The 21,468-nt window shown below is 72.6% G+C and carries 13 protein-coding genes; 1 reads left to right on the top strand and 12 read right to left on the bottom strand.

What is annotated here, in order from left to right:
* Nucleotides 1-80: 80 nt before the first annotated feature.
* The 10 genes from ACZ3IJ_RS34975 to ACZ3IJ_RS34930 form a co-directional block, all read right to left on the bottom strand.
* Entirely contained in the window at nucleotides 81-1,562 is a 1,482-nt protein-coding gene (locus ACZ3IJ_RS34975; protein ID WP_467475054.1) for an ABC transporter ATP-binding protein, read from the bottom strand.
* Nucleotides 1,559-2,329 carry an energy-coupling factor transporter transmembrane component T family protein gene (locus tag ACZ3IJ_RS34970; protein WP_467475052.1) on the bottom strand — a complete coding sequence of 257 codons (771 nt, stop codon included), beginning with the start codon at nucleotides 2,327-2,329 and terminating at the stop codon, nucleotides 1,559-1,561. The genes ACZ3IJ_RS34975 and ACZ3IJ_RS34970 overlap by 4 nt, the downstream gene beginning before the upstream one ends.
* Nucleotides 2,326-2,940 (bottom strand): MptD family putative ECF transporter S component, encoded by a 615-nt coding sequence (locus ACZ3IJ_RS34965; RefSeq protein WP_467475050.1) that lies wholly within the window; start codon nucleotides 2,938-2,940, stop codon nucleotides 2,326-2,328. The genes ACZ3IJ_RS34970 and ACZ3IJ_RS34965 overlap by 4 nt, the downstream gene beginning before the upstream one ends.
* 88 nt (nucleotides 2,941-3,028) lie before the next feature.
* Nucleotides 3,029-3,826, bottom strand: coding sequence for a thioesterase II family protein (locus ACZ3IJ_RS34960; RefSeq protein ID WP_467475048.1), 798 nt, complete (start codon nucleotides 3,824-3,826; stop codon nucleotides 3,029-3,031).
* 6 nt (nucleotides 3,827-3,832) lie between these two features.
* Nucleotides 3,833-5,548 carry an ABC transporter ATP-binding protein gene (locus ACZ3IJ_RS34955; protein ID WP_467475046.1) on the bottom strand — a complete coding sequence of 572 codons (1,716 nt, stop codon included), beginning with the start codon at nucleotides 5,546-5,548 and terminating at the stop codon, nucleotides 3,833-3,835.
* Entirely contained in the window at nucleotides 5,545-7,302 is a 1,758-nt protein-coding gene (locus tag ACZ3IJ_RS34950) for an ABC transporter ATP-binding protein (protein ID WP_467475044.1), read from the bottom strand. Before ACZ3IJ_RS34950 ends, ACZ3IJ_RS34955 begins: the two co-directional genes overlap by 4 nt.
* Nucleotides 7,303-7,459: 157 nt before the next feature.
* Nucleotides 7,460-8,545, bottom strand: a complete 1,086-nt coding sequence (locus ACZ3IJ_RS34945) for a Gfo/Idh/MocA family oxidoreductase (protein ID WP_467475042.1) — start codon at nucleotides 8,543-8,545, stop codon at nucleotides 7,460-7,462.
* Nucleotides 8,542-12,888, bottom strand: coding sequence for a non-ribosomal peptide synthetase (locus ACZ3IJ_RS34940; RefSeq protein ID WP_467475039.1), 4,347 nt, complete (start codon nucleotides 12,886-12,888; stop codon nucleotides 8,542-8,544). Before ACZ3IJ_RS34940 ends, ACZ3IJ_RS34945 begins: the two co-directional genes overlap by 4 nt.
* Nucleotides 12,885-17,561 carry a non-ribosomal peptide synthetase gene (locus tag ACZ3IJ_RS34935; RefSeq protein ID WP_467475037.1) on the bottom strand — a complete coding sequence of 1,559 codons (4,677 nt, stop codon included), beginning with the start codon at nucleotides 17,559-17,561 and terminating at the stop codon, nucleotides 12,885-12,887. Before ACZ3IJ_RS34935 ends, ACZ3IJ_RS34940 begins: the two co-directional genes overlap by 4 nt.
* Before the next feature lie 88 nt (nucleotides 17,562-17,649).
* Nucleotides 17,650-19,419: a non-ribosomal peptide synthetase gene (locus tag ACZ3IJ_RS34930; RefSeq protein ID WP_467475035.1), complete on the bottom strand. Its 1,770-nt coding sequence runs from the start codon at nucleotides 19,417-19,419 to the stop codon at nucleotides 17,650-17,652.
* 251 nt (nucleotides 19,420-19,670) lie between these two features.
* On the opposite strand from ACZ3IJ_RS34930, the gene ACZ3IJ_RS34925 reads away from it, so the two are divergent.
* Nucleotides 19,671-20,390, top strand: coding sequence for a tryptophan 2,3-dioxygenase family protein (locus tag ACZ3IJ_RS34925; protein ID WP_467475033.1), 720 nt, complete (start codon nucleotides 19,671-19,673; stop codon nucleotides 20,388-20,390).
* Nucleotides 20,391-20,418: 28 nt separating this feature from the next.
* Here the strand turns inward: ACZ3IJ_RS34925 and ACZ3IJ_RS34920 are convergent, their stop codons facing one another.
* Nucleotides 20,419-20,862 carry a helix-turn-helix domain-containing protein gene (locus ACZ3IJ_RS34920; protein WP_352191734.1) on the bottom strand — a complete coding sequence of 148 codons (444 nt, stop codon included), beginning with the start codon at nucleotides 20,860-20,862 and terminating at the stop codon, nucleotides 20,419-20,421.
* A gap of 118 nt (nucleotides 20,863-20,980) precedes the next feature.
* Nucleotides 20,981-21,208 carry an MbtH family protein gene (locus ACZ3IJ_RS34915; protein WP_352191733.1) on the bottom strand — a complete coding sequence of 76 codons (228 nt, stop codon included), beginning with the start codon at nucleotides 21,206-21,208 and terminating at the stop codon, nucleotides 20,981-20,983.
* Nucleotides 21,209-21,468 lie beyond the last annotated feature (260 nt).

Raw genomic sequence — 21,468 nt, 5'->3', positions numbered from 1 at the left:
CAACAATGTTCGCTCCACCCGTCCTTGTATGAGGAATGCACATTCCCGCTCGCGCGTCCGGCGGAAAGCCGTGGGAGTGGTCAGGCGACGGTACGGAGGCGCAGTTCCCGGTCCGCCGCGAGGTCGAGGAGATCGGCGTCGTGGCTGATGAGGACGACCACGGCACCCTCCTGGGCGACCTCGCGCATCGCGGCCGTCATCGATCTCAGATGGCGGCGGTCGACACCGGAACTGGGCTCGTCGAAGACGACGATCCGGCGTCCGCTCAGCCGCGCCGTGGCGACGACCAGGCGCTGCTGCTGGCCACCGGAGAGCGAGAGCGGGTGCCGGTCGCCGAAGGCGTCCAGGTCGAGGTCGGCGAGTACGGCGGCGGCCTGTTCCGCCCGCTCCGGGAGGGCGCCGAGGCGCAGTTCGGCCGCGACGCTGTCGGTGAAGAGCTGGCGCTCCACGTCCTGCATGACGATGACGGCCTCGCGCTGCCGCTGCGAGCGGGACAGTGGGCGACCGTCGAGAAGCACCTGGCCGGCGTGGCGCTGCAGCCCGGCGAGGATCCGGGCCAGCGTGGTCTTCCCCGTGCCGTTCGCGCCGGTGACGGCGGTGACGGCGCCGCGGGGCAGATGGGCTTCGGCGATGTCGAGCACGGGCCGTCCGAGGAACGCGCACCGGACGCCGCGCAGCGTCAGACCGCCGGCCGGTCCGTGCGGTCCGGTCGCCGTCGCGACGGCGTCGTGCTCGGGGTCCTCCCCCGGGCCGTCTCCGGGAGCCGCCGACGGCTCACCCGGCTCGACGCTCGGACCGTGCGCGTACGTCCGGAGCGACCGGGGTCGTACAGGAGTGTGGAGGCTGCGCAGGCCCTCGGCGCGCAGCATCTCGTCGGTCAGTCGGGGGAATTCGGCCCTCGTCCATTCCCTCCGGACGCGTCCGTGTCGGAGGACGACGATCCGGTCGGCCAGGTCGCGGAGGTAGTGGAGCCGGTGCTCGGCGATGACGAGGGTGGTGCCCCGGTCCCTGAGATGTCCCAGGATCGCGGTGAGGTCCGCGATGGCCTCGGGAGAGAGGTTGGAGGTCGGCTCGTCGAGCAGCAGCACCGGCGGTCCGTGGGTCACGGCCGCCGCGCACGCCACCCGCTGCTGCTGGCCGCCCGACAGCTCCCGCAGCCTGCCGCCGAGCCCGCCCAGGCCGAATTCGGCGACGACCCGGGCGACCCGTTCGCGCATCCGTGGGGGCGGCGTCCCGAAGTTCTCGAGGGCGAAGGCCAGTTCGGTGTCCACGGCGTCGGTGAAGAACTGCCGTCGGGGCTGTTGCAGGACGGTGCCCGTCACCCGCCCCACCTGGGCGAGGTCCGTGATCGGTGCGCCGTCGACGCGGATCTCGCCCTCGAGGACGCCGTCGTGGAAGTGCGGGGCGAGCCCGTTCATCAGCCGCAGGGCCGAGCTCTTGCCCGAGCCGCTCGGTCCGCACACCACCACGGTCTCACCGCGCCGGATGCGCAGGTCGAGACCGTCGAGCACGGCGGAGTCGCCGCCCTCGTACGTCCACCGGACGTGGCTGAGCTCGATCACCGTGTGGACCTCCACCAGAGCGTGGCCGCCGTAAGCAGCGCCACGGCGAGGACGGCGACCGCGTCGGCGGGCCCGAACCGCGGCGGGTGCATCGCCGTCGGCCAGGGCTGCGACCCCAGCCCGCGCAGCAGCGCCGACGCCGAGAGGTCCTCCGCCGAGCGCAGGCTCGACGCGATGAGGGGCACCGTGAAGTACTCGATGCTGAGCAGGGGGTGGCGCAGCATGCCGGTCACTCCGCCGAGCCCGCGCAGCCGCATGGCGTCGCGCACGGCGCGCGCCTCGGCGACGATGGTGGGGACGAACCGCAGCATGACCGCCCCGGAGACGGTGAACGCCTCCGGCACCCGCATGGCCCGCAGGGCGGCCGTGAACCGGGTCGGCGGGATGGTCCTGACCAGGTGGGCGGCGATGCCGCCCACGGCCACCAGACGAAGCGTGAACTCGCCCATGACCCCGATCAGGCCGAGCAGCGGCCACGCCGCGGCGAGCGGGAGGAGATAGGCCACCGCGGCGGCCGCGGCGGCGGCCGCCGGGAGTCCGATCGCGCGTCTCCAGGCCCGCTCGGAGAGCGCGAGCAGCACTCCGGCGGCCAGCGTCGCCGGAACGAACCACATACCGCCGGGCGCCATGATCGTGATGCTCGCGGCCAGCAGGATCGCGACGGCGGTACGCGGGTCGAGCGACCGCCGTACGGCCGTCCTCTCCGGTGCGGCAGAGACGGTTCCGGGCAGGGTGGGGTGGCCCGGCCGCGCGGAGGCCGCGCTCACGCCAGCCCGGCTCTGCGGAAGTGCTTGTCCAGGAGCCGCAGCCCCAGCGCCCCGCCGATCAGGCCGAACACCAGCGTGGACACGTCGAAGGCGATCAGCACGGCCGGTGACAGCAGGTCGTCGAGCCGTGCCACGTAGCCGGCGTCCATCGCCTCCATGTACGGGCTGGAGAGGAAGTCCTCCCGGGCGTAGAGCATGGGCAGGAACAGCCCGGCGAACCAGGTGCTGAACACGGCGTAGCCGAGCACCGCGAGATACCGCGAGCGGTACCGGCCCGCCCAGAGCAGCACCTCGGCGACCAGGGCCGCCACCACCCCGACGAGCAGGGTGACGGGCGGGCTGCCGATCAGCAGCATGAACCCGGTGACGATGACGGCCAGCACGGTGACCATGCCGGCGTGCCTGACCCGGGTGAGGAAGAGCATGAACGGCACTCCGGCCGCGACGATGCTGACCGCGCTCGTCACCAGGGTCATCACCGGGCTGATGAACTCGAGCAGATTGAACACGCCCACCGTCACGATGTAGAGGGCGCTGAAGACTCCGATGTCGATCAGGTTCTTGGGGCTCATCCGGACATCTATCCGGTGATCGGCGGCGTCGGCGGTCACGGTGTCCTGTCCTCGTCTCGGTCGGGAAGGGGGGGTGAGCCGCCGTCCGGCCGTGGCCGGACGGCGGCTCAGGCGCCGGTCGTCGCCGTCAGGGCGCGGAGGGCCACGGGACGGCCGACTCCTCGGAGGCCGCCCGTGCCTGCGCCGTCAGGAGTTCGACGACCGTGTCGCGGTGGTCCTCCAGATAGAAGTGACCGCCCTCGAAGGTGCGCAGTGCGCAGCCTCCGTCGGTCACCTCACGCCATCCCTCGGCCTCCCAGTCGTGGATCTCCGGGTCGGCGTCGCCGTACAGCACGTCGACCGGGCAGCGCAGCGCGAGGCTGGGAACCGGCCGGTAGGTCTCGCTCAGCCGGTAGTCGGCCCGGATGACGGGCAGGAAGGCCTGGACGAGTTCGGCGTTGTCGAGGATGTCGCGGTGCGTCGCGTCGGTGCGTCGCAGCTCCTCGACGAGTTCCTCGTCGGTGCCGAGATGGACCCGGCCGCGCCGGGTCAGCGCCGGGGCGGGGTGCCCCGACACGATGAGCCGCGTGGGGGGTTCGCCGGCCGCCGCGAGGCGGAGGGCGACCTCGTAGGCGACGACGGCGCCCATGCTGTGACCGAACAGGACCGTCGGAAGCCGGGGGCCGTCGGCCGTCAGATCGGCCGCGAGTGCCTCGGCCACGCCGTGCAGGTCCGCCGGTATCGGTTCGGAGTACCGGTCCTCCCGGCCGGCGTACTGCGCGGCGAGGAACTCGACGTCCCACGGCGCCGCCGCGGCCCACGCGCGGTAGTAGCTCGCGCTGCCTCCGCCGTGGGGGAAGAGCAGCACCCGGGCCCGGGCGTACGGCCGCGGTGTGAGGCGGCGGAACGCGCCGAGGTGACGGTCGTGCGTCGCTGGATCGAACATGTCGGTTCAGTCCCTCGCTACCGGTGCCATGGAGATGTTCCAGAAGTTCGCGTAGCGGCCGCCGCGGCTGAGCAGCTCGTCGTGCGTCCCTTCTTCGACGACGTGTCCGTCGTCCAGGAAGACCACCCGGTCGGCGCGCTGCACGGTCCGCATCCGGTGCGCGACCATCACCACCGTGCGCCCGGCCATCAGCCGCTCGATGCCCTCGTGGACGGCCACCTCGTTCACCGGGTCGAGGGCGGAGGTGACCTCGTCGAGTAGGACGATGGGCGCGTTCTTGAGGAGCGCGCGGGCGATCGAGACGCGCTGGCGCTCGCCGCCCGAGAGCAGCGCGCCGCCCTCGCCGACGTCGGCCGCCCAGCCGTCGGGCAGCCGCTCGATGACCTCGTCGAGCCGGGCCGCCGTGGCCGCCGCCCGTACCTCGGCGTCGGTGGCGTCGGGCCGGCCGAGGCGGACGTTCTCCTCGATGGTGCCGTCGAAGAGGTAGACGTTCTGGAAGACGATGGAGATCTGCGCCATCAGGACCTCGGGGTCGACGTCCCGTACGTCGACGCCGCCCACGCGCACCACGCCCGCGTCCACGTCGTAGAACCGGGCGAGCAGCTGCAGCAGCGTGCTCTTGCCGGCTCCGGACGGTCCGACGACGGCCAGGCGCCGGCCCTGCGGTACGGAGAGCGAGGCGCCGTCGATCACCGTGCGGTCGCCGCGCCGGAAGACGACGGAGTCGAACTCCAGGTCGTGGCGCTCCGGCAGGATCGGTTCGGCGGGCTCGGGCAGCGGCTCGGTGCGCAGGACGGTGTCGAGCCTCGCCAGGACGGACCGGGCACCGCGCAGCTTGCCGCCGATGTCCGTCAGCGACAGCAGCGGGTCGGCGCAGCGCGCCGCGAGGACCAGGATCGTGAGGATCTCGGCCACGCCGATGTCCCCGTCGAGGGCGAGGTAGACCCCGAGCACCAGGACGGCGGTGAAGAGGGCCTGGACGGTGAGCGTCAGCCCCACGGCTCCGGGCAGCGCCGTGAAGGTGGAGCGGCGGGAGGCGCGCTCGACGTCCCGCAGCGCGTCGTCGAGGAGCCGGAAGCGTTCGGTGGTCCGGCCGCCGGCGCGCAGCACCGGCTGGGCCTGGAGGAACTCGATGACCCGGCCGGTGGCCTCGTGGTCGCGCTCCTCCCGCTCGACGTCCTCGGCGGCGGAGGAGCGTGCGGTCCATATCTGGATCGCCGCCACGATCGGCACGCCGACGAGCGCGGCGAGGCCGAGCTGCCAGCTGTAGGCGAGCATGACCGCGACGATGGTCAGCGGGGTGACGGAGGCGGCGATGAAGGGGGCCAGCAGGTGGGCGATGACGCTCATCGCGTCGAGGACTCCGCGGCTGGCCAGGACGGAGACCTCGCCGAGACGGCTCCCGCTGTACCAGCCGATGGGCAGCCGGGCCAGATGGTCGCCGAGGCGGTGGTACATGCCGCGGAGCAGCGCGGTGCCGACGTGGAAGCCGGACAGGTCGCTGATGTAGCGCAGCGCGGCGTAGACCGCGATCGTGATGCCGAAGGCGGTCAGCCAGGGCCACGCGTCCTCGGGGGTGTCCCCGAACAGCTCCTTCAGGACGGGGACGACCAGTCCGTACGACAGGCCCTCGACGATCGAGGTCAGCGTCATCAGCGTCACGGTGCGCCGCAGGGGCTGGGCGTACTCGCGCCCCAGCACGCGCAACAGCATTCGGATCATCGGGACTCGTCTCCTCGCGGTGCGCGACCGTCGGCTTCGGTGTCATCGGCGACCGATGGGTGGGACTGCCAGAAGGCGGCGAACTTTCCTCCGGCGGAGAGGAGTTCGGCGGGCCTGCCGCGCTCGACGATCCGGCCCTCCTCCAGCATCACCACCGTGTCGGCGTCGGCGATCGTCTCCAGGCGGTGGGCGATGACCAGGACGGTCCGCTCGCCCTCCAGAGTCCCGAGTGCGGCGCGTACGGCCTGTTCGGTCTGCGGGTCGGCGAAGGCGGTCGCCTCGTCGAGCACCAGGACGGGTGTGTCGGCGAGCAGGGCGCGGGCGACGGCGATCCGCTGGGACTCGCCGCCGGAGAGTCCGGCGTCCTCGCCGATCACCGATTCGTATCCGCGGGGCAGTTCGAGGATGCGGTCGTGGATGTTCGCCAGCCGGGCCGCGCGCACGACGTCCTCGCGCTCGGCGTGCGGGACGGCGAGCGCGATGTTGTCGGCGATCGACGCGCGCAGCAGCCGGACGTCCTGGAAGACGAAGGAGACCGTCTGGTAGAGCTCCCGGCTGCCGAGTTCGCGCAGGTCCACGCCCCCGAGGACGACCGAGCCGTGGCTCGGGTCGAAGAACCGCGGCAGCAGCTGGACCAGGGTGGACTTGCCGCTTCCGGACGGCCCGACGACGGCGGTGACCGTGCCCGGCTCCAGCACGAGGTCGATCCCGCGGAGCACCTCGCGGTCCTCCTCGTAACCGAATCGGACGTCGCGGAGCTCGACGCGGTGCCCCTGGGGCAGGACCGGGTGGGCCGGCTCCGGCAGTGCCTCCACCGACAGCACGTCCTTGATCCGGCCGAGGGCGCGGCCGGCGGTCTGCATCTCGTCGAAGCCGTGGCCGAGGGCAGCGACCGGGGCGGTCAGGCCGAGACCGAGCAGCAGGAAGGGCAGCAGGTCGGCGGGGGCGAGGTCGCCGCCGGTGATGCGGATCGTTCCGCCGATCAGCACGACCAGCAGGACGAAGGGCGGTGACAGGACGAGCTGCATCCCGGCGGCGATCTTGGAGATGCCGTGCACCCACCGGTTGAAGGTGTCGACGAAGGCGTCCGCGGAGGTGAGGAACTTCCGGTGGGCGCGCTGTGAGCCGCCGAAGGCCTTGACCACCGCGATGCCCTGGACGAACTCGATGACGGAGCTGGAGATCTGCGCCATGGCGCCGTCGAACTCCTCCTGCTCCCGCACCCGGGTGGGCGTCATCATCAGGGGGACCAGCGCGATGGCGAGGAAGACGGGGATCAGGGTGATCAGTGTGAGCTGCCAGTCGATGGTGAACAGGTAGACCAGGGAGGCCAGCGGGACGACGAATGCGGACACCAGTTCGCCAGGAGTGTGGGCGATGAACGGGTGCACGGCACCGACGTCCTCCCCGACCACCTTGGCCAGTTCACCGGTCCGGCGTCGCGAGAACCAGCCGATCGGCACGCGTCCCAGCTGCGCGGCGAGTTGCCGACGGAACGTCAACTGAACTTTGCCGTCCAGGACATGGCCGATGCCGGACGACGCGGCGGTGAACACCAGCCGTACGAAGAGGCCGACCGCGCCGACGATCACCACCGTCCACGCGTGGTCGCGGTCGACCGGTCCGGGCTCCAGCAGGGTGCGCCCCAGCTCCACGACCGCGAGCAGCGGCGCCAGGCCCGCGAGGGCGCCGATCACCTGCAGGACGACGACGGTCGCGAAACTCCAGATATGGGGGCGCACGAGCCGTCCCATACTCTGCTGTGCCCCTGAACCGGCATCCGATAACGGCGCGGACCGCTCGCTCACCGCAGCAGAGTCAATCGCGTTCATTGGACTCCTCATTGTGTTTTGAAACGCGTTCCGATATCACTGTAGCGCGAGCGGCCACGGTGAGCAGCACGGCTTCGGCCTAGAGATCCGCGGCCGTCAACGGGCCTCCGGGTTCAGGGGTCGCCACCTCCGGATAACCCAGAACCTCCGTCAGTTCCTGCCAGGTTCGGGCGACGGCGAGATGACGCTGGCCGCCCCGCAACGGGTCGGCGTCGGCGTCGATCCGCCCGCGCAGCACCTCCAGGGCGGTCAGCACCCCGTCACCCCACATGTCGTGCATCGCCGCCCTCCAGGTGGGCGTCCCGGCAGGCCCCACGTAGTCGCCGGTGACGGCGAGACCGTCCGGCCACAGCTCCTCCGGGTCGTCCCGGCCGGGAAGGCGCTCCCCCGTCGAGCCGGAGAGCGTACGCAGCACCGGACTCCAGATGACCGGGCCGTGGGTGTTGGCCAGCATCAGGTTGCCCGCGTCGGTGCCGACGGTGATCCGGTGCAGCAGCAGACTGGTGCTGTCGTCCCCCGCTTGCATCCGGTTCTCGACGCGCAGCGTCAGCGGCACTCCGGCGATCTGCCCGTCGAGACTGGTCAGGGGGCGGCCGGCGGGCGCTCCGACCGCGGAGACGGACCACGGCCGCAGCCCGTCGAAGATCTCGGCCAGGACGTCGAGCAGGTCGAACGAGACCTGGACCGCGCACATGGCGTCGACGAACACCGGCCTGCGCAGCCTGACCAGGCGGCGCGCGGACGCGATGAACCGCCGGACGGGCTCCACATGGGGATAGAAGGTGTTCACCATGTACTGGACGCCCGCCTTGCGCGCCGCCCGCAGGCACACCGCCAACTCGTCCGGGTGCAGGGGGTGTTCCTGGAGGACGTGGACCCCGCGGTCGAGCAGTGCGCGGGAGAGCTCGGCGCCCCGTCCGCCGGCGACCGCGGTCGACACCACGACGCAGGCCGCGTCGACGTCGTCGGGGAGCTCCTCGACGGCGCCGTACAGCGGGACGCCGTACTCCTTGGCGAGGGCCACCGACCGCTCGCTGCCACGCGCCACGATGCCCGCGAGCCGGAAGCGGTCCGGCGCCGCGTGGGCGAGGGCCGAGAGGTAGACCTGACCGAAGCGCGTGCCGCAGACCACGACCCGCAGCGGCCCCGTCGTCGCCCGCGTCATCGGCGCTCCGCCTCTCGCGCCGCCATCGTGTCCGCGAGTTCCGCGACATGCGGCGGCCGGAGGGCGCCGGAGCGGTCGCCCGGGACCTCGATCACGCTCACGTCGCCCAGGCACGCCCCGCTCCAGAAGCCGGCCGCGTCGTCCTGCGGGCCGGGGAGGAGGGGCGCGTGCGCGGCAGGACACAGCAGCGTCAGGTCTCCCGCGTACAGCTCCGGTTCGTAGCGGGCCGCCGCCTCGACCATCCGCGCGAACACGGCGTGCATCGCCGCGAGCCGGCCTGGGTCTGCCAGGGCCGGGTCCGATCCGGCGAGGGCGCGGAACAGCTCCGTCCGTCGCTCGGCCACGTCCCGCTGCCCGAGGGCACGGAACCGTTCGGCGATCTCCACCAGCTCCTGGTCGCCCGTCAGCCGGCCGAGGGCGCCCTCGGTCACGGCGGCCGGCGAGCCGGTCGCCGCGGCGGCGATCGCCCGGCCCACCGCCGCCTCGTCCGCGGGCCAGCCGAGGGCGCCCGGATCCGCGCCCGTCGCCCGGATGAAGGCGTAGTCCACGAGGAGGTCGTCCTGCGGCAGGTACGGAACACGGTGGCCGGGGACGACGGTCAGCCGGCGCACCGTCACGTCGGCCTCGCTCAGGGCGCGGGCCAGCTCCAGCGCGATCGGGCCGCCGAGACCGAGGCCGATGATCTCGACCTCCTCGTGCCCGGCGGTCCGCACCTCGCGGGCGTAGCCGACGGCCAGTTCCTCGACGAGGTCCGGGACGTCGACGGCGGGCTCGTCCGCGGGGGGCACGAGCCCCACCAGTGTGCCGTCCACGGCGAGTTCGTCGATCAGCGCGCGGTACGGGGTCAGCGTGCCCGTTCCGTCGTGCACGAGCAGGCGGACCGGTCCGTCACCGGGGCCGCCCAGCGGCACCAGGGAGGAGCGACGGGCCCCGGTCGCCTCCACGGCCGGCTCCGGCGTCCCGGCGGTCTCCAGCCACCGGGCGAGGCCGGCGACCGTCGGGGTGTCCAGGAGGACGCGCAGCAGCACGTCGAAGGGGGCCCGGTCGGCCTCGGGGACGCGCTCGCGGACCCGGCCGACGAACTGCGCCGCCAGCAGCGAGTTGCCGCCCGCGTCGAAGAATCCCAGGTCGCGGCCGGGCAGATCGCCTCCGAGGACCTCCACCCACAGCTCGGCGATCCGGCCTTCGAGGCCCGGCCGCGGCGGTTCGGACCGCTCGGCGCGCGCACCGGGCGTGGACGCGGGCGCCGACTCCAGGAGCCGCTTGCGGTCGACCTTTCCGTTCGGGGTCAGGGGCAGCCCGTCGACGACGCGCACCCGTGCGGGAACCATGTGCCCCGGCAGCCGGGCGGCCACCCAGCCGACGAGCTCCGCGGGGTCGACGGGCCCGGGCCCCTGCGTGGGGATGACGAACGCCATCAGCGCCCGCTCGAAGGCGTCGCTGCCCGCGGCCAGCACCACACACGTGCCGACCCTCGGGTGCTCCCCGAGCACCGCCTCGATCTCGCCGAGCTCGATCCGGTGACCACGGATCTTGACCTGGTGGTCGGCGCGGCCGAGGAACTCGATCTCGCCGTCCGGCAGGTAGCGGCCGAGGTCGCCGGTCCGGTAGAGCCGCTCCCCCGTCTCCGGGTGCGCGAAGAAGCGCTCGCCGGTCCGCTCGGGGTCGCCGAGGTATCCCTGCGCCAGACCGGTGCCCGCGATGAACAGCTCACCGGTGACCAGGTCGGGCCGGTCGCGCAGCGCGGCGTCGAGCACGTGGAAGCGCTGGTTCGCCAGCGGGGTTCCGTACGGAATGCTGCGCCAGTGCGGGGCGACGGTCGTGATCCGGTGGTGGATCGACCAGATCGCCGCCTCCGTCGCGCCGCCCAGGCTGACCAGCTCGGTCCCGGGCAGATGCCGTCCGGCATGGCCGGGCAGCGAGAGCGGGATCCAGTCGCCCGACAGCAACGCGAGCCGCAGGGAGCCGAGTTCTGTGGGTTCGACGTCCAGGTAGTGCATCAGCATCTGCAACTGTGCGGGGACCGAGTTCCAGAGCGTGACCCCGTGCTCGGCGACCGACCGCGCCCAGTGCGAGGGGTCGCCGCGCCGGGCCGGATCCGGCAGGACGAGGGTGGCTCCGACGGCCGTCGGGCCGAACAGGTCGTACACCGAGAGGTCGAAGCTCAGGGCCGCGAGCCCCAGGACCCGGTCGGAGCCGTCGACACCGAAGCGCCGGTTGATGTCGTGCACGGTGTTGGCGGCGGCGAGGTGAGTGATCATCACCCCCTTGGGCAGGCCGGTGGAGCCGGAGGTGTGCATGACGTACGCGAGGTCCCCGGGCGCCACTGTGCGGTCGTCGGGCACCTCGGCCGGCGGCACCTCGCGCACACCGGTCACGTCCACGCCCTCGACGCCGGGCGGCAGCGCGCCGGTCGCGGCGCCCGCGACGACGGCGAACCGTGTGCCGCCGGCGGTGAGGATCCCGTCACGGCGGCTCGCGGGCTGCCCGAGGTCGACAGGGACGTACACGCCGCCCGCGAGGAGGATCCCGAGCACGCCGACGGCCTGGTCCCGGCACTTGTCGATGAGCACGCCGACGAAGTCGCCGGGACGACACCCCGCGGCCCGCAGGCGTTCGGCCACTCCGGCGGCGCGCCCGAGCCACTGGCCGTAGGTGAGCGATCCGCCGCCGTCGACGACCGCGATCCGGTCGGGGTGCGTGCGGGCGTAGGCGACGAGCGGCTCGTGGAGCAGGCACTCGGGCGCCGGCGCCTCCGTGGCGTTGACCGTGCTCCGCAGGGCGCGCTGCCGGTCGGGCAGCGGCTGCGGATCCACCGCACCCCAGGGCGCGTCCTGCTCGGCCAGCCGGCGCAGGAGCCCTTCGAAGGCGGCGAACATGTCCTCGACGAGGCCGTCGGGGAAGACGCCTTCCCGGACGTCCCAGTTCATGTCCAGGCGGCCGCCGAAGGGGTCGCCGACCTGGCAGTCGATCCAGACCTGCGGGGTCTGGCTGATGCCGTACACCGGCCGGGGATCGCGACCGGCCGGCGAGGCCGGCGGGCTCCCGACCCCGATGCTTCCGGTGAAGACGACGGGGAGCACCGCCGCGTCACGGCCACGGCGCCGGGCGAGTTCGCGCAGCACCTCCACACCGCTGTACAGCCGGTGGTCGAGGTCGTCGAAGACCCGCTCGCCCAGGGCGCGGGCCCGCTCGGTCAGGCTCGTCCGGCCCTCGTTCTCCACCGCGAGCAGGCTGAGCGAGGTGAAGTCCCCCAGCAGCCGGTCCACGTGCGGGTGCAGCGGCATCCGGTTGAGCACGGGGAGCCCCAGACAGAAGCGCTCGACGCTGCTCCAGCGGCCGATGGTCTCGGCGTACGCCGCGAGCACCGCGTTGGCCGGGGTGATGCCGCGCTCGGTGGCGCGCGCCTTCAGCGACTGCCATACCCGGCTCTCCAGCGTCGCGGTCAGACGGCGGAAGCGGGGCGGTGTCGTGGCCGGGTCGTGGTCGTCGCGCAGGGGCAGCACCGGGGCGCCGGGCAGCTCGTCGATGCGCTGCGACCAGTACGCGCGGTCGCGTGCGTACCGCTCGGTGTCGCGCAGGCGGCGCTCGGACAGCACGTAGTCCCGGAAGGTGGCGTCCACCGGCGGCAGTTCGCAGTCCGGCCGCGCGTAGCGGTGGTCCAGCTCGGACAGCACCTGCTGCAGGCTGATCCAGTCCAGGGCCATGAAGTCCACCGATACGTGCAGCACGCTGCGGTCGGCGGCCAGGGTCAGGCGCAGTTCGTACATCGGGCGGACACCCGTGGGATGCACCCGGTGCGACAGCTCGTCGCGCACTCCGGCGATCGCCTTGTCGACGGTGTCGTCGGGCGCCCCGCGCAGATCGGCGACCTCGACGGCGGTCCCGGCCGGCTCGGACAGGACACGCTGGGTGCCGTCCTCGTGGATGACCGTCCGCAGGGTGTCGTGGCGGCGGACGAGGCCGTCCCACGCCCGCCGGAACCGGTCCGGGTCCAGGTCGGCCGGGTAGGCGAACTCCAGGTAGATGTGGCAGGAGACGCCGCCGTAGTCGAAGGCCGCGCTGCGGCCGAAGAGGTACGCCGACTGGATGTCCGTCAGCGGAAAGGGATCTTCCCGCTCCTCGGGCCGGTCCTCCCACACCGGGGCGTCGCCGTGGCCCGCCCGCGGCGGCTCCGCGCTGTCGGGCACGATGGCCAGCAGCTCCGCCTTGCGGCTGCGCAGCTCGGCGAGGCGCTGGTCGGTCATGGCGCCGCGGGGGGCGCGGAAGCGCAGCTGGTCCCCGTCCCGCCAGAGGCGGACACCCGCGGCGCGAAACGCGTCGAGCAGTTCGTCGGCGTTCACACCGCACCCTCTTCGCAGTCGTCGGTGTCGTACCGGCCGTCGGCCGGCCGCTCGCCGTCGGCGACGGCCAGCTGGTCGATCAGCGCGCTCAGCCCCGCGACCGTCGGGGTGCGCATCACCTCGCGCATGGGCAGTTCGACGCCCCGCGCCTCCCGGATCTCCGCGACGAAGCGGGTCGCGAGCAGGCTGTCGCCGCCGAGCAGGAAGAAGTTCTCGTCCCGGCCGACCGAATCCGCGCCGAGAAGCTTCGTCCACCGTTCGGCGACGAACAGCTCGGTGTCGCCGCGCGGCGGATCACCCACGTCCCGGGCCCGTTCGACGGAGTGCTCCAGGACGGTGTGGATCCGTCGCCGGTCGACCTTTCCGTTGGCGCTGAGCGGCAGGTCGGGCAGGACGACGAGATGGGCGGGCACCATGTGGTCGGGCAGCCGGTCCGCCGCCCAGGCGCGCACCTGCTCCACGTCGATCCCTCCGGCCGCCGCGGGCCGGTCGGCGCTGAGCAGGATCTCCCCGGTGGCCTCCGCCCGCACGACGCGGACGTCGCCGAGCCCGGCCGCGGCGCAGGCCCGGGCCCACCGCTCGGGGCCGTACAGCCAGGCGCTCCGCGGTCGGCCCTCCTCGAACCGTCCCGCGCGTGCCTCCAGCGGCAGGGCGGCGACGAGGGCGAGCGGCGTCGGGTAGGCGCGCTCGCACAGGTAGAGCCGTCCGCCGGGCGCGAGCAGCAGGGCCATGGTGGCCACGGCCGCCTCCGGGTCCGCCATCCGGTGCAGCACGTTGTCGGCGACGACGGCGTCGTACGCGTGGACGTGCTGCCCCGCGATCGCCGCCGCGCCCTGCACGGCGGTCCGCACCTGCCGTCCCTGCCCGCTCAGCAGCGCCTCGGCCTTGGCCAGCGCCGGCTTGGAGGAGCCGAGCAGGGTGTACTCGGCCACGTCCGCGTCGAGCCCGGCGAGGAGCCGCGCGGCGCCCAGGCCGGCGCCCGCGTCCCACTCGGCGACGGCGGCCGGCGCGTCGGTGGCGTGGGAGCGGAGGTCGCGGGCGATGTCGGCGAGGCACTCGGCCGCACCCGGCATCAGACCGCCCAGGGCCTCCGGAGCGAGGACCGGGTCGTCGAGGAGCGCGACGGCGTCGGCGTCCCCGGAGACTATGGCCGCGAGGAGCGGCCCGGCCCATTCCAGTGCGGTCGCGACGGGTTCGAGGTGCGTGCCGTGGGTGGCTTCGCGCGCCTGCTTGACCCGGAGCGCGTCCGTGACCTCGCCCCAGCGGGGGCCGCGCTCGTAGGTCGCGTCGGCGCGGCGCACCAGGACGGAGCGCTGTGTCAGGTACTCCCGCCAGATGTCCACGACCGGACGCTGCTGGGCGTGGACGGAGGCGATGCGTGCCGCCTCGCCGGGCCCGGTCAGGGGCGCGACGACGCCGGCGAGCAGGGCCTCCACGAGCCGGTGCTCGTGAACGCGCAGGGGGTGCTCGGCCGCGGGGTCGGTCGCGGGCGGCAGGAACGCCTCGTCCACGGCGTCGGTCGTGGCCGGCAGGAACGCATCGTCCGCACCCTCGCCGTCGCGGCCGGTCTCCTCGGTGCTCCGCTCCGGGGCCGCCGTCCGCTCGACCACGGCGGCGACCAGTTCGCGGCGTCCGTCGAGGAACGGGACGGCGACGGCCTGGGCGACCGTGGGATGGGCCTGGAGGCAGGTCTCGATCTCGCCCAGTTCGACGCGGAACCCGTTGATCTTCACCTGGTGGTCGAGACGCCCCAGGAACTCCAGGTTGCCGTCCGGCCGGTAGCGGCCGAGGTCACCGGTGCGGTACCAGCGCTCGCCGTCCACCACGGGAAAGCGTGCCGCGGTCAGCTCCGGATCGCCCCGGTAGCCGAGGGCGACACCGCTGCCGCCGATCCACAGCTCGCCGGGGACCCAGTCGGGGCAGTCCCGGCCACGGCCGTCCACCACTCGGAACTTCTGGTTCCGCAGCGGCTTTCCGTACGGGATCGACCGCCAGCCGTCCGGCACCGTCGTGACCTCGTAGGCGTTCGACCAGATCGCCGCCTCCGTGGCGCCGCCGAGCGCGACCAGCCGGCACCGGCCGCCCGACGCGGTGGCCAGCCGCTCGGGCAGGTCGAGCCCGATCCAGTCACCGGAGAGCAGGGCCTGACGCATCGTCTCCGGCAGCGGGGCGCCGTCGGCCGCGGTCAGGAGCATGTCGAGCAGCGCCGGGACGGTGTTCCAGACGGTCACCCCGTGCCGGCGGCAGAGGGCGAGCCACTCGTTGGCGTCGCGCCGGCCGGATTCCGGGACCAGGACGGCGGCGCCGCCCACCCCGAGGAATCCGAAGACGTCCCAGACCGAGAGGTCGAAGTCCAGGGCGGACACCGCGAGGACGCGGTCGTCGGCGCCGACGTGGAACCGCTCGTTGACGTCCTCGACCGTGTTGACCGCCGCACGGTGGCTGACCTCCACGCCCTTGGGCAGGCCCGTGGAGCCGGAGGTGAAGATGACGTAGGCGGTGTCGTCGGGGTCGGCGCCCACCGGCGCGTCGAGCGGCGACGCGAGCATCGCGTCGTCGATCGACAGCACTTCGGCACCGGTGTCGGCCGGGTCCAGGGCTCCGCTGCCGTCGAGGATGACCCGGGCGCCGCTGAGTCCGAGGATGCGGGTGCGACGCTCCGCGGGCTGGTCCACGCCGATGGGCACGTACGCGGCACCGGCGGCGAGGACGCCGAGGACCGCCGCGATCTGCTGCGGTCCCTTCGGGGCGACCACGGCGACGTACGAGCCGGGGCCGACGCCACGCCGCCGCAGCGCGCCCGCGACACCCAGGGCGCGCCGGGCCAGCTCGTCGTGGGTCATCCCGTCCGCGTCGCCCCACAACAGGGCGGGGCGTCCGGCGCGTTCGGCGGCCCCCGCGAAGAAGGCGGAGTGCAGGAGGTTCTCGCTCAGTGGGCGGGTCGCCGCGTTGACCAGCTCCCGCTGACGCCGCTGCGCGGCGGGCAGGGGGATCTCCGGCAGCGTGGTGTCCCAGCCGCCGGCGAGCAGGCCGCGGACCAGCTCGTCGTAGGCGGAGAGCATCGCGTCGAGGACACCGTCCGGGAAGAGTTCGTCGACGGCGTCCCACACCAGGAGCACCCCGCCGTCGCGGGTGCGGTAGGTCTGGTGGTCGAGCCAGATCTGCGGGGTCTGGGAGATCATCCACGTGGCCTCGCCGAAGCGGGCCTCGAAGGCGTCCGGCACGAGCGGCGCGGAGAGGTCGCACGCGAAGACGACCGGCGCCGTGCGCGGCGCGTCGGGATCGGTGCGGACGAGGTCGCGCAGGACGTCGACGCCGGAGTAGGCAGCGTGGCCGATGTCCTCGTGCATCCGCTTCTGCAGGGTGCGGGCGCAGTCGGCGAAGCTCTCACCGGTGAGGTCGGTCTCGACGAGCACCAGGCCCGTGAAGTCGGCGACGATCCGGTCGATCTCCGGGTGGGCGTCGAGGTCGCGGTGGAAGAGCGGCAGGTTCATCAGGAATCGGTCGTCCCCGCTCCACCGTCCCAGGACCATCGCGAAGGCCGTGGCCAGGACCACCGAGGGCGTCAGGCCGGCTTCGCCCGCCCGGCGCTCCATGCGGCGCCACTCCTCGGCCGTGAGCGCGCGGGAGCGCCGGACGAACCTCGGTACGGCGACCGCCTCGGCGTCGACCGCCTGGGGCAGCCTCGGACCGCCCGGCAGCGAGGGCAGCCGCTCCTGCCAGTACGCGCGGGCCCGTTCCCGTTCCGCGGAGCGCAGCCGCTCCTGGTCGGCGAGGTACCGGCCAAAGGTGTAGGTGAGGGGGTCGAGGCCGTCGGGGTCGTCGTAGAGGGCGGCCAGGTCGGTGAGGAGCACCCGGATGCTGGCCAGGTCGGCGGCGAGCAGGTCGACGTTGAAGTGGATCCGGTCCACCCCGCCGGGCAGCCGGGTCAGATGGACGTCCATGACCTCGCCCAGGTCGACCCGCAGGCGTCGGTGCGACAGCCGGTCACGCAGGGCCAGTGCCGCGGCCGCCGCCGCCTCCTCGTCGAGTTCGCGCACGTCCTGGACGGTCACGCCCGGCCACGGGGACTCCCGCTCGATGCGCTGCGTGGCGTCGCCGGCGAACGACGCGCGCAGCATGGGGTGGCGCTCGATCAGCGACAGTACGGCGTTCTCCAGGCGCTCGGCGTCCACCTGCGGGGCGTCGAACTCCAGGTAGGCGTGGCAGCTGACGCCGCCGAGCGGCTGGTCGTCGGCGCGGCCGATCAGATACGCCTGCTGCACCGCCGTGAGCGAGAAGGGCCGGTCACCGGGGTCGTCGTGCTCAGGGACGGAGGCAGGCGCGGGGGCGGGGGCCGGCGACGCAGCGGCCGGCGCGGGGGCGGGGGCCGGCGACGCAGCGGCCGGCGCGGCCCCGGTGCCGGGGGCGAGCAGGTCGAACCAGGCAAGCAGCCGGGGATCGTCGGAGAGCTGCGTGAACGTGATCTCCGTACCGGCCCGGCTGAGCCGCCCGGCGAGACGCATCATCTCCAGGGACTGCAGGCCGAGTTCGAAAAGGCTGCTGTCGTCGTCCGCTGGGGTCAGTTCGATGCCGAGCAGCTCGGACACCATGCCGCGCAGGGTGTCGCGATCCGTCCCGGTCACCGTGGCGACAGGAGCCCCCGCGCCGAGGTCCGCACTGTCCGATGACATTCCAAGCTCCCTTGCACACTGTCGGCTCCGGCGTCTTGCTGCACTGCTGGTCTCCGGGGACGGAGGAACGTTCGGCCCGGCGGTGGCGTCAGGAAGGCCTGGCCTCGTCGGCACCCTTGGCCTCCGCCACGATCCGGGCCAGCTCGCCCAGGGTCTTGGCCTCGAAGATGGCCCGCATCGGCACGATCACACCGAGCTCCTTGCGGATGCGGCTGGCCAGCTTCGCGGCGAGCACCGAGTGACCGCCCAGGTCGAAGAAGTTGTCCTCGGGGCGGGCCGCGCCGACCTTCAGCGTCTCCCGCACCATGGCGAGCACGGGCTCGTCGCCGGTCCGCGCGGTCTCCGGGCCGGTGGTGGCGGGAGAGGCTCCGGCGGCCGCGCCGGCCGTGGAGCGCCGTGCCCGCTCGGCGAGCGCCTTCCGGTCGAGCTTCCCGTTCAGGAGCGTGGGGAAGAGGTCGAGCGTCTCGACGTTCGACGGCACCATGTGCTCGGGAAGCGCGCGGCGCGTGTGCTCGCGGAGCTCCGTCGCGGAGACCTCGTGACGCGCCGAGGTCTTGACGTAGGCGACGATGTGCTCGGTCGAGACGTCCTCCCCGCCGACGGCCGCCACGGCGATCTCCACCGCCGGATGTGCTTCCAGACGGGCCTCGATCTCGCCGAGTTCGATGCGGAAGCCGCGGACCTTGACCTGGTGGTCGACGCGGCCGGTGAAGTAGAACTGCCCGTCGGGTCCGCGCCGTCCGCTGTCGCCCGAGCGGTACATCCGGCTTCCGGGAGGACCGAAGGGGTCGGCGACGAACCGGCTCGCGGTCAGGCCCGGACGGTTCAGATAACCGCGGGCGACTCCCGATCCGGCCAGGAACAGCTCGCCCTCCCGGCCGTCGTGGAGGTCCTGGAGGCTGTCGTCGAGGACGTAGACCGCGCCGCCGTCCCACGGGGTGCCGACGGTCACCTCGTCCTGGAGGCCCTCGATCGGCCCGCCGATCGAGGCGCCGACGGTCACCTCGGTCGGACCGTACGCGTTGTAGAGGCCCCGGCCCTTGGACCACTCCTCGGCCAGGGCCCTGGTACAGACGTCGCCGGTGGAGGTGATCGTGCCGTCGACCAGCAGCCCCTCGCTGTCGGTGATCCCGAGGGCCACCGGCGGCAGCACCGCGTGGTTCACCTCGTGCCTGAGCATGGTCTCGCGCAGCGACTCGCCCGGCATCAGCTCGTGCTGCTCGGCCATGACGAGGGCGGCGCCCTGCAGCAGGGCGAGCGTCAAGTCCCAGAACCAGGCGTCGAAGCTGAACGACGCCCATTGCAGGATCCGGTCGCCGGCGCCGACGCCGTACAGCCGGGCCTGGGTGGTGACGAGGTCGTCCACGCCCGTGTGGGCGACCGCGACGCCCTTGGGCACGCCGGTCGACCCGGAGGTGTAGATGACGTACATCAGATGGGCCGGGGTCAGCGGCGCCAGGCGCTCGTCCTGGGTGATGTCGTCGGCGGCCTCCCCAGCGCAGTCGGCCTCGAAGGAGGGTTCGTCCAGGACGACTTCGCGCACACCGAGCTCCAGGGAGCTGACGCTCTCCGTCCGCAGCAGCAGGACGGGACGGGCGTCGACGACCATGTGCGCGAGCCGCTCGGCCGGATAGGTCGGGTCCAGCGGCAGATACGCGCCGCCGGCCTTCAGGACGGCGAGCACCGCCACGATCAGGCGGGGCGAGCGTGGCACGGCGATCGCGACCAGGGAGTCCGGTCCCACGCCCGCCGCCACCAGGCGTCTGGCGAGCCGGTTCGCCCTCGCGTTCAACTCCGCGTAGTCGACGACGGAATCTCCGAAAATCACAGCTGGAGCGTCACTCGACCTTGCAACCACGGATTCGAAATGCTCCGAAACAGTATTCAACTCCGCTCCGCCTCCGACAGAGAGTCGAGCACGATGGACGGCCCCACGATGACATGGCGCCATGCCGCCCGGACAAGCCGTGAAAGAACTCTTTCCTCGGACCCCGCGGGCCCTCGGGCCGCCACATAATGACGAGGTGCCGGGCAACGCTGCCCAGTTGCCCGACCGTGCTGACCGAAGGCGCACACGGTACGAGTTCGTCACGGAGAGAGGGAATCAAAGTGACCGATGACGTGACCTATCAGGACTACCTTGAACTGGATACCCTGCTGTCCCTCCAGAAGCCCCGCACCGCCGGTTCCGCGGCCCTGAAGTCCACTGTTCTGTCCGAACAGTTCTTCATCGTCGCGCACCAGGCGAGCGAGCTGTGGCTCCGGCAGACGATCGCCGACCTGGAAGCCGTCATCGATGTGTTCACGACGACCGACGACACCTCCGACGCGGAGTGGATCGTCGATCTCCTGCACCGTTCCGCCGGCCTCGTCCATGTGCTGCACACCCAGCTGGTCGCTCTCGACCGGCTGCCGCTGACCGACTTCGCCCTGTTCCGGGAGGCCCTGGGGACGGCGAGCGGCGCGCAGTCGGAGCAGTTCCACCGGCTGGCGAAGCTCATCGGCCACTCGAAGCAGGACGGTCCGCTCTACGAGTCGTTCGCCGCGTGGGTCGCCAGGTCGGGTCACTCGGTGGCCGACCTCGCGCGGTCCGGCGTCGAGGCGGGCGTGTACTACCGGATCATCGAGGCTCTGCTGGAACTGGGGAACGGCTACTTCCGATGGCAGGTCGGTCATGTCGGCCTGGTCACCAAGATCATGGGCAGCCATGCCGGGACCGGTGGCACCTCGGGCGCCGAGTACCTGCTGAGCCGATGTCGTCTCCCCTTCGCGGAACTCCGCGAGCTGCGCAGCCAGGCGCACGTCGGACTCACCGTCGCCACGTCCTGACCCGCCCGGACCGGGCCGGCACCCGGCCCTAGACCGGTTCCAGGACGAATCCGCGCCCCCATACGTTGCGCACCGCGAGGCCCACCAGCTGGAGGCGCCGGCGCAGCCGCATCACGTGCAGGTCCAGCGCGTTGCTGGACGAGCTGGAACCGGAGTGTTCCAGGATCTCGCGCAGTTCCGTCCGGTAGATGATCTGGCAGTACCGGGCGACCAGCGGCGCCAGCATCTCGCACTGGGTCAGGGAGAGGGTGACGGACAGGTCCTTGAAGTAGAGGATGCCCGCCGGGTCGAGGACCGGCTGCGACTTGAGAACGGCCCGGGCCGCCAGCTGACGCACCCGGGCCTGGAGATCCTCCTGCACGATCGGGGGGCGCACCCAGTCCTCGTAGAAGCTCAGCTGGTCCGGCGGCGGCGCGCCGTGCTCGACCACGAGCAGACAGAGGTGCCCCCTGACCTTGCACTGCTCGCGCATGTCGCGCTCGGCGGGCCATCGGACGAATTTGACCCGGCTTTTCACATCTGTCGTCACAGGTATCCCCCAGAACCCTTTTTCATTGACATCCGTACCAGGTGCGCTTTTCTACGACCGATCAGGCCGGCACGTCCTCGTGCTCGGCCTGCACGTGTCGCAGGCTTTTCGGGCGCATGTCCGTCCAGACCCGGTCGATATGACCGACGACCTTTTCCCGGGGCTCGGGTCCGTACACCACGCGCCAGCCTTCGGGTACGGCGGTTCCGTGCGGCCAGAGCGAATACTGCTCCTCGTCGTTGCACAGCGCGAGGTATTCCCTGCTGTCGTCCTCGAACGCGTTGGACATGGCGTACGCCCCCTCCGTCGAAGGAAATGCTTTCCGGCCTTGCGTCCGCAATTCAGCGGGCGATGGAGACGCTAACAGCGGGAGATCGCGACAGGCCAGGTTCGCACCGCATCGGCCACTGTGCGTTCCTCATGCGGGGGCCGGAGGAATGAAGCGGGGGACGTGCGGGAGCCGGTGGGGTGGGATGCGGCCGCATCCCACCCCACCGGCTCCGGTCCATGGGGAGGTCGTTCCTCAGGCGCCGGCTGTCCTCCGGCGGT

The sequence above is a fragment of the Streptomyces sp. NPDC013317 genome (genome assembly GCF_055563155.1).
The sequence above is the reverse complement of the archived record's forward strand: the minus strand, read 5'-3'. Positions and strand labels throughout refer to the sequence as shown.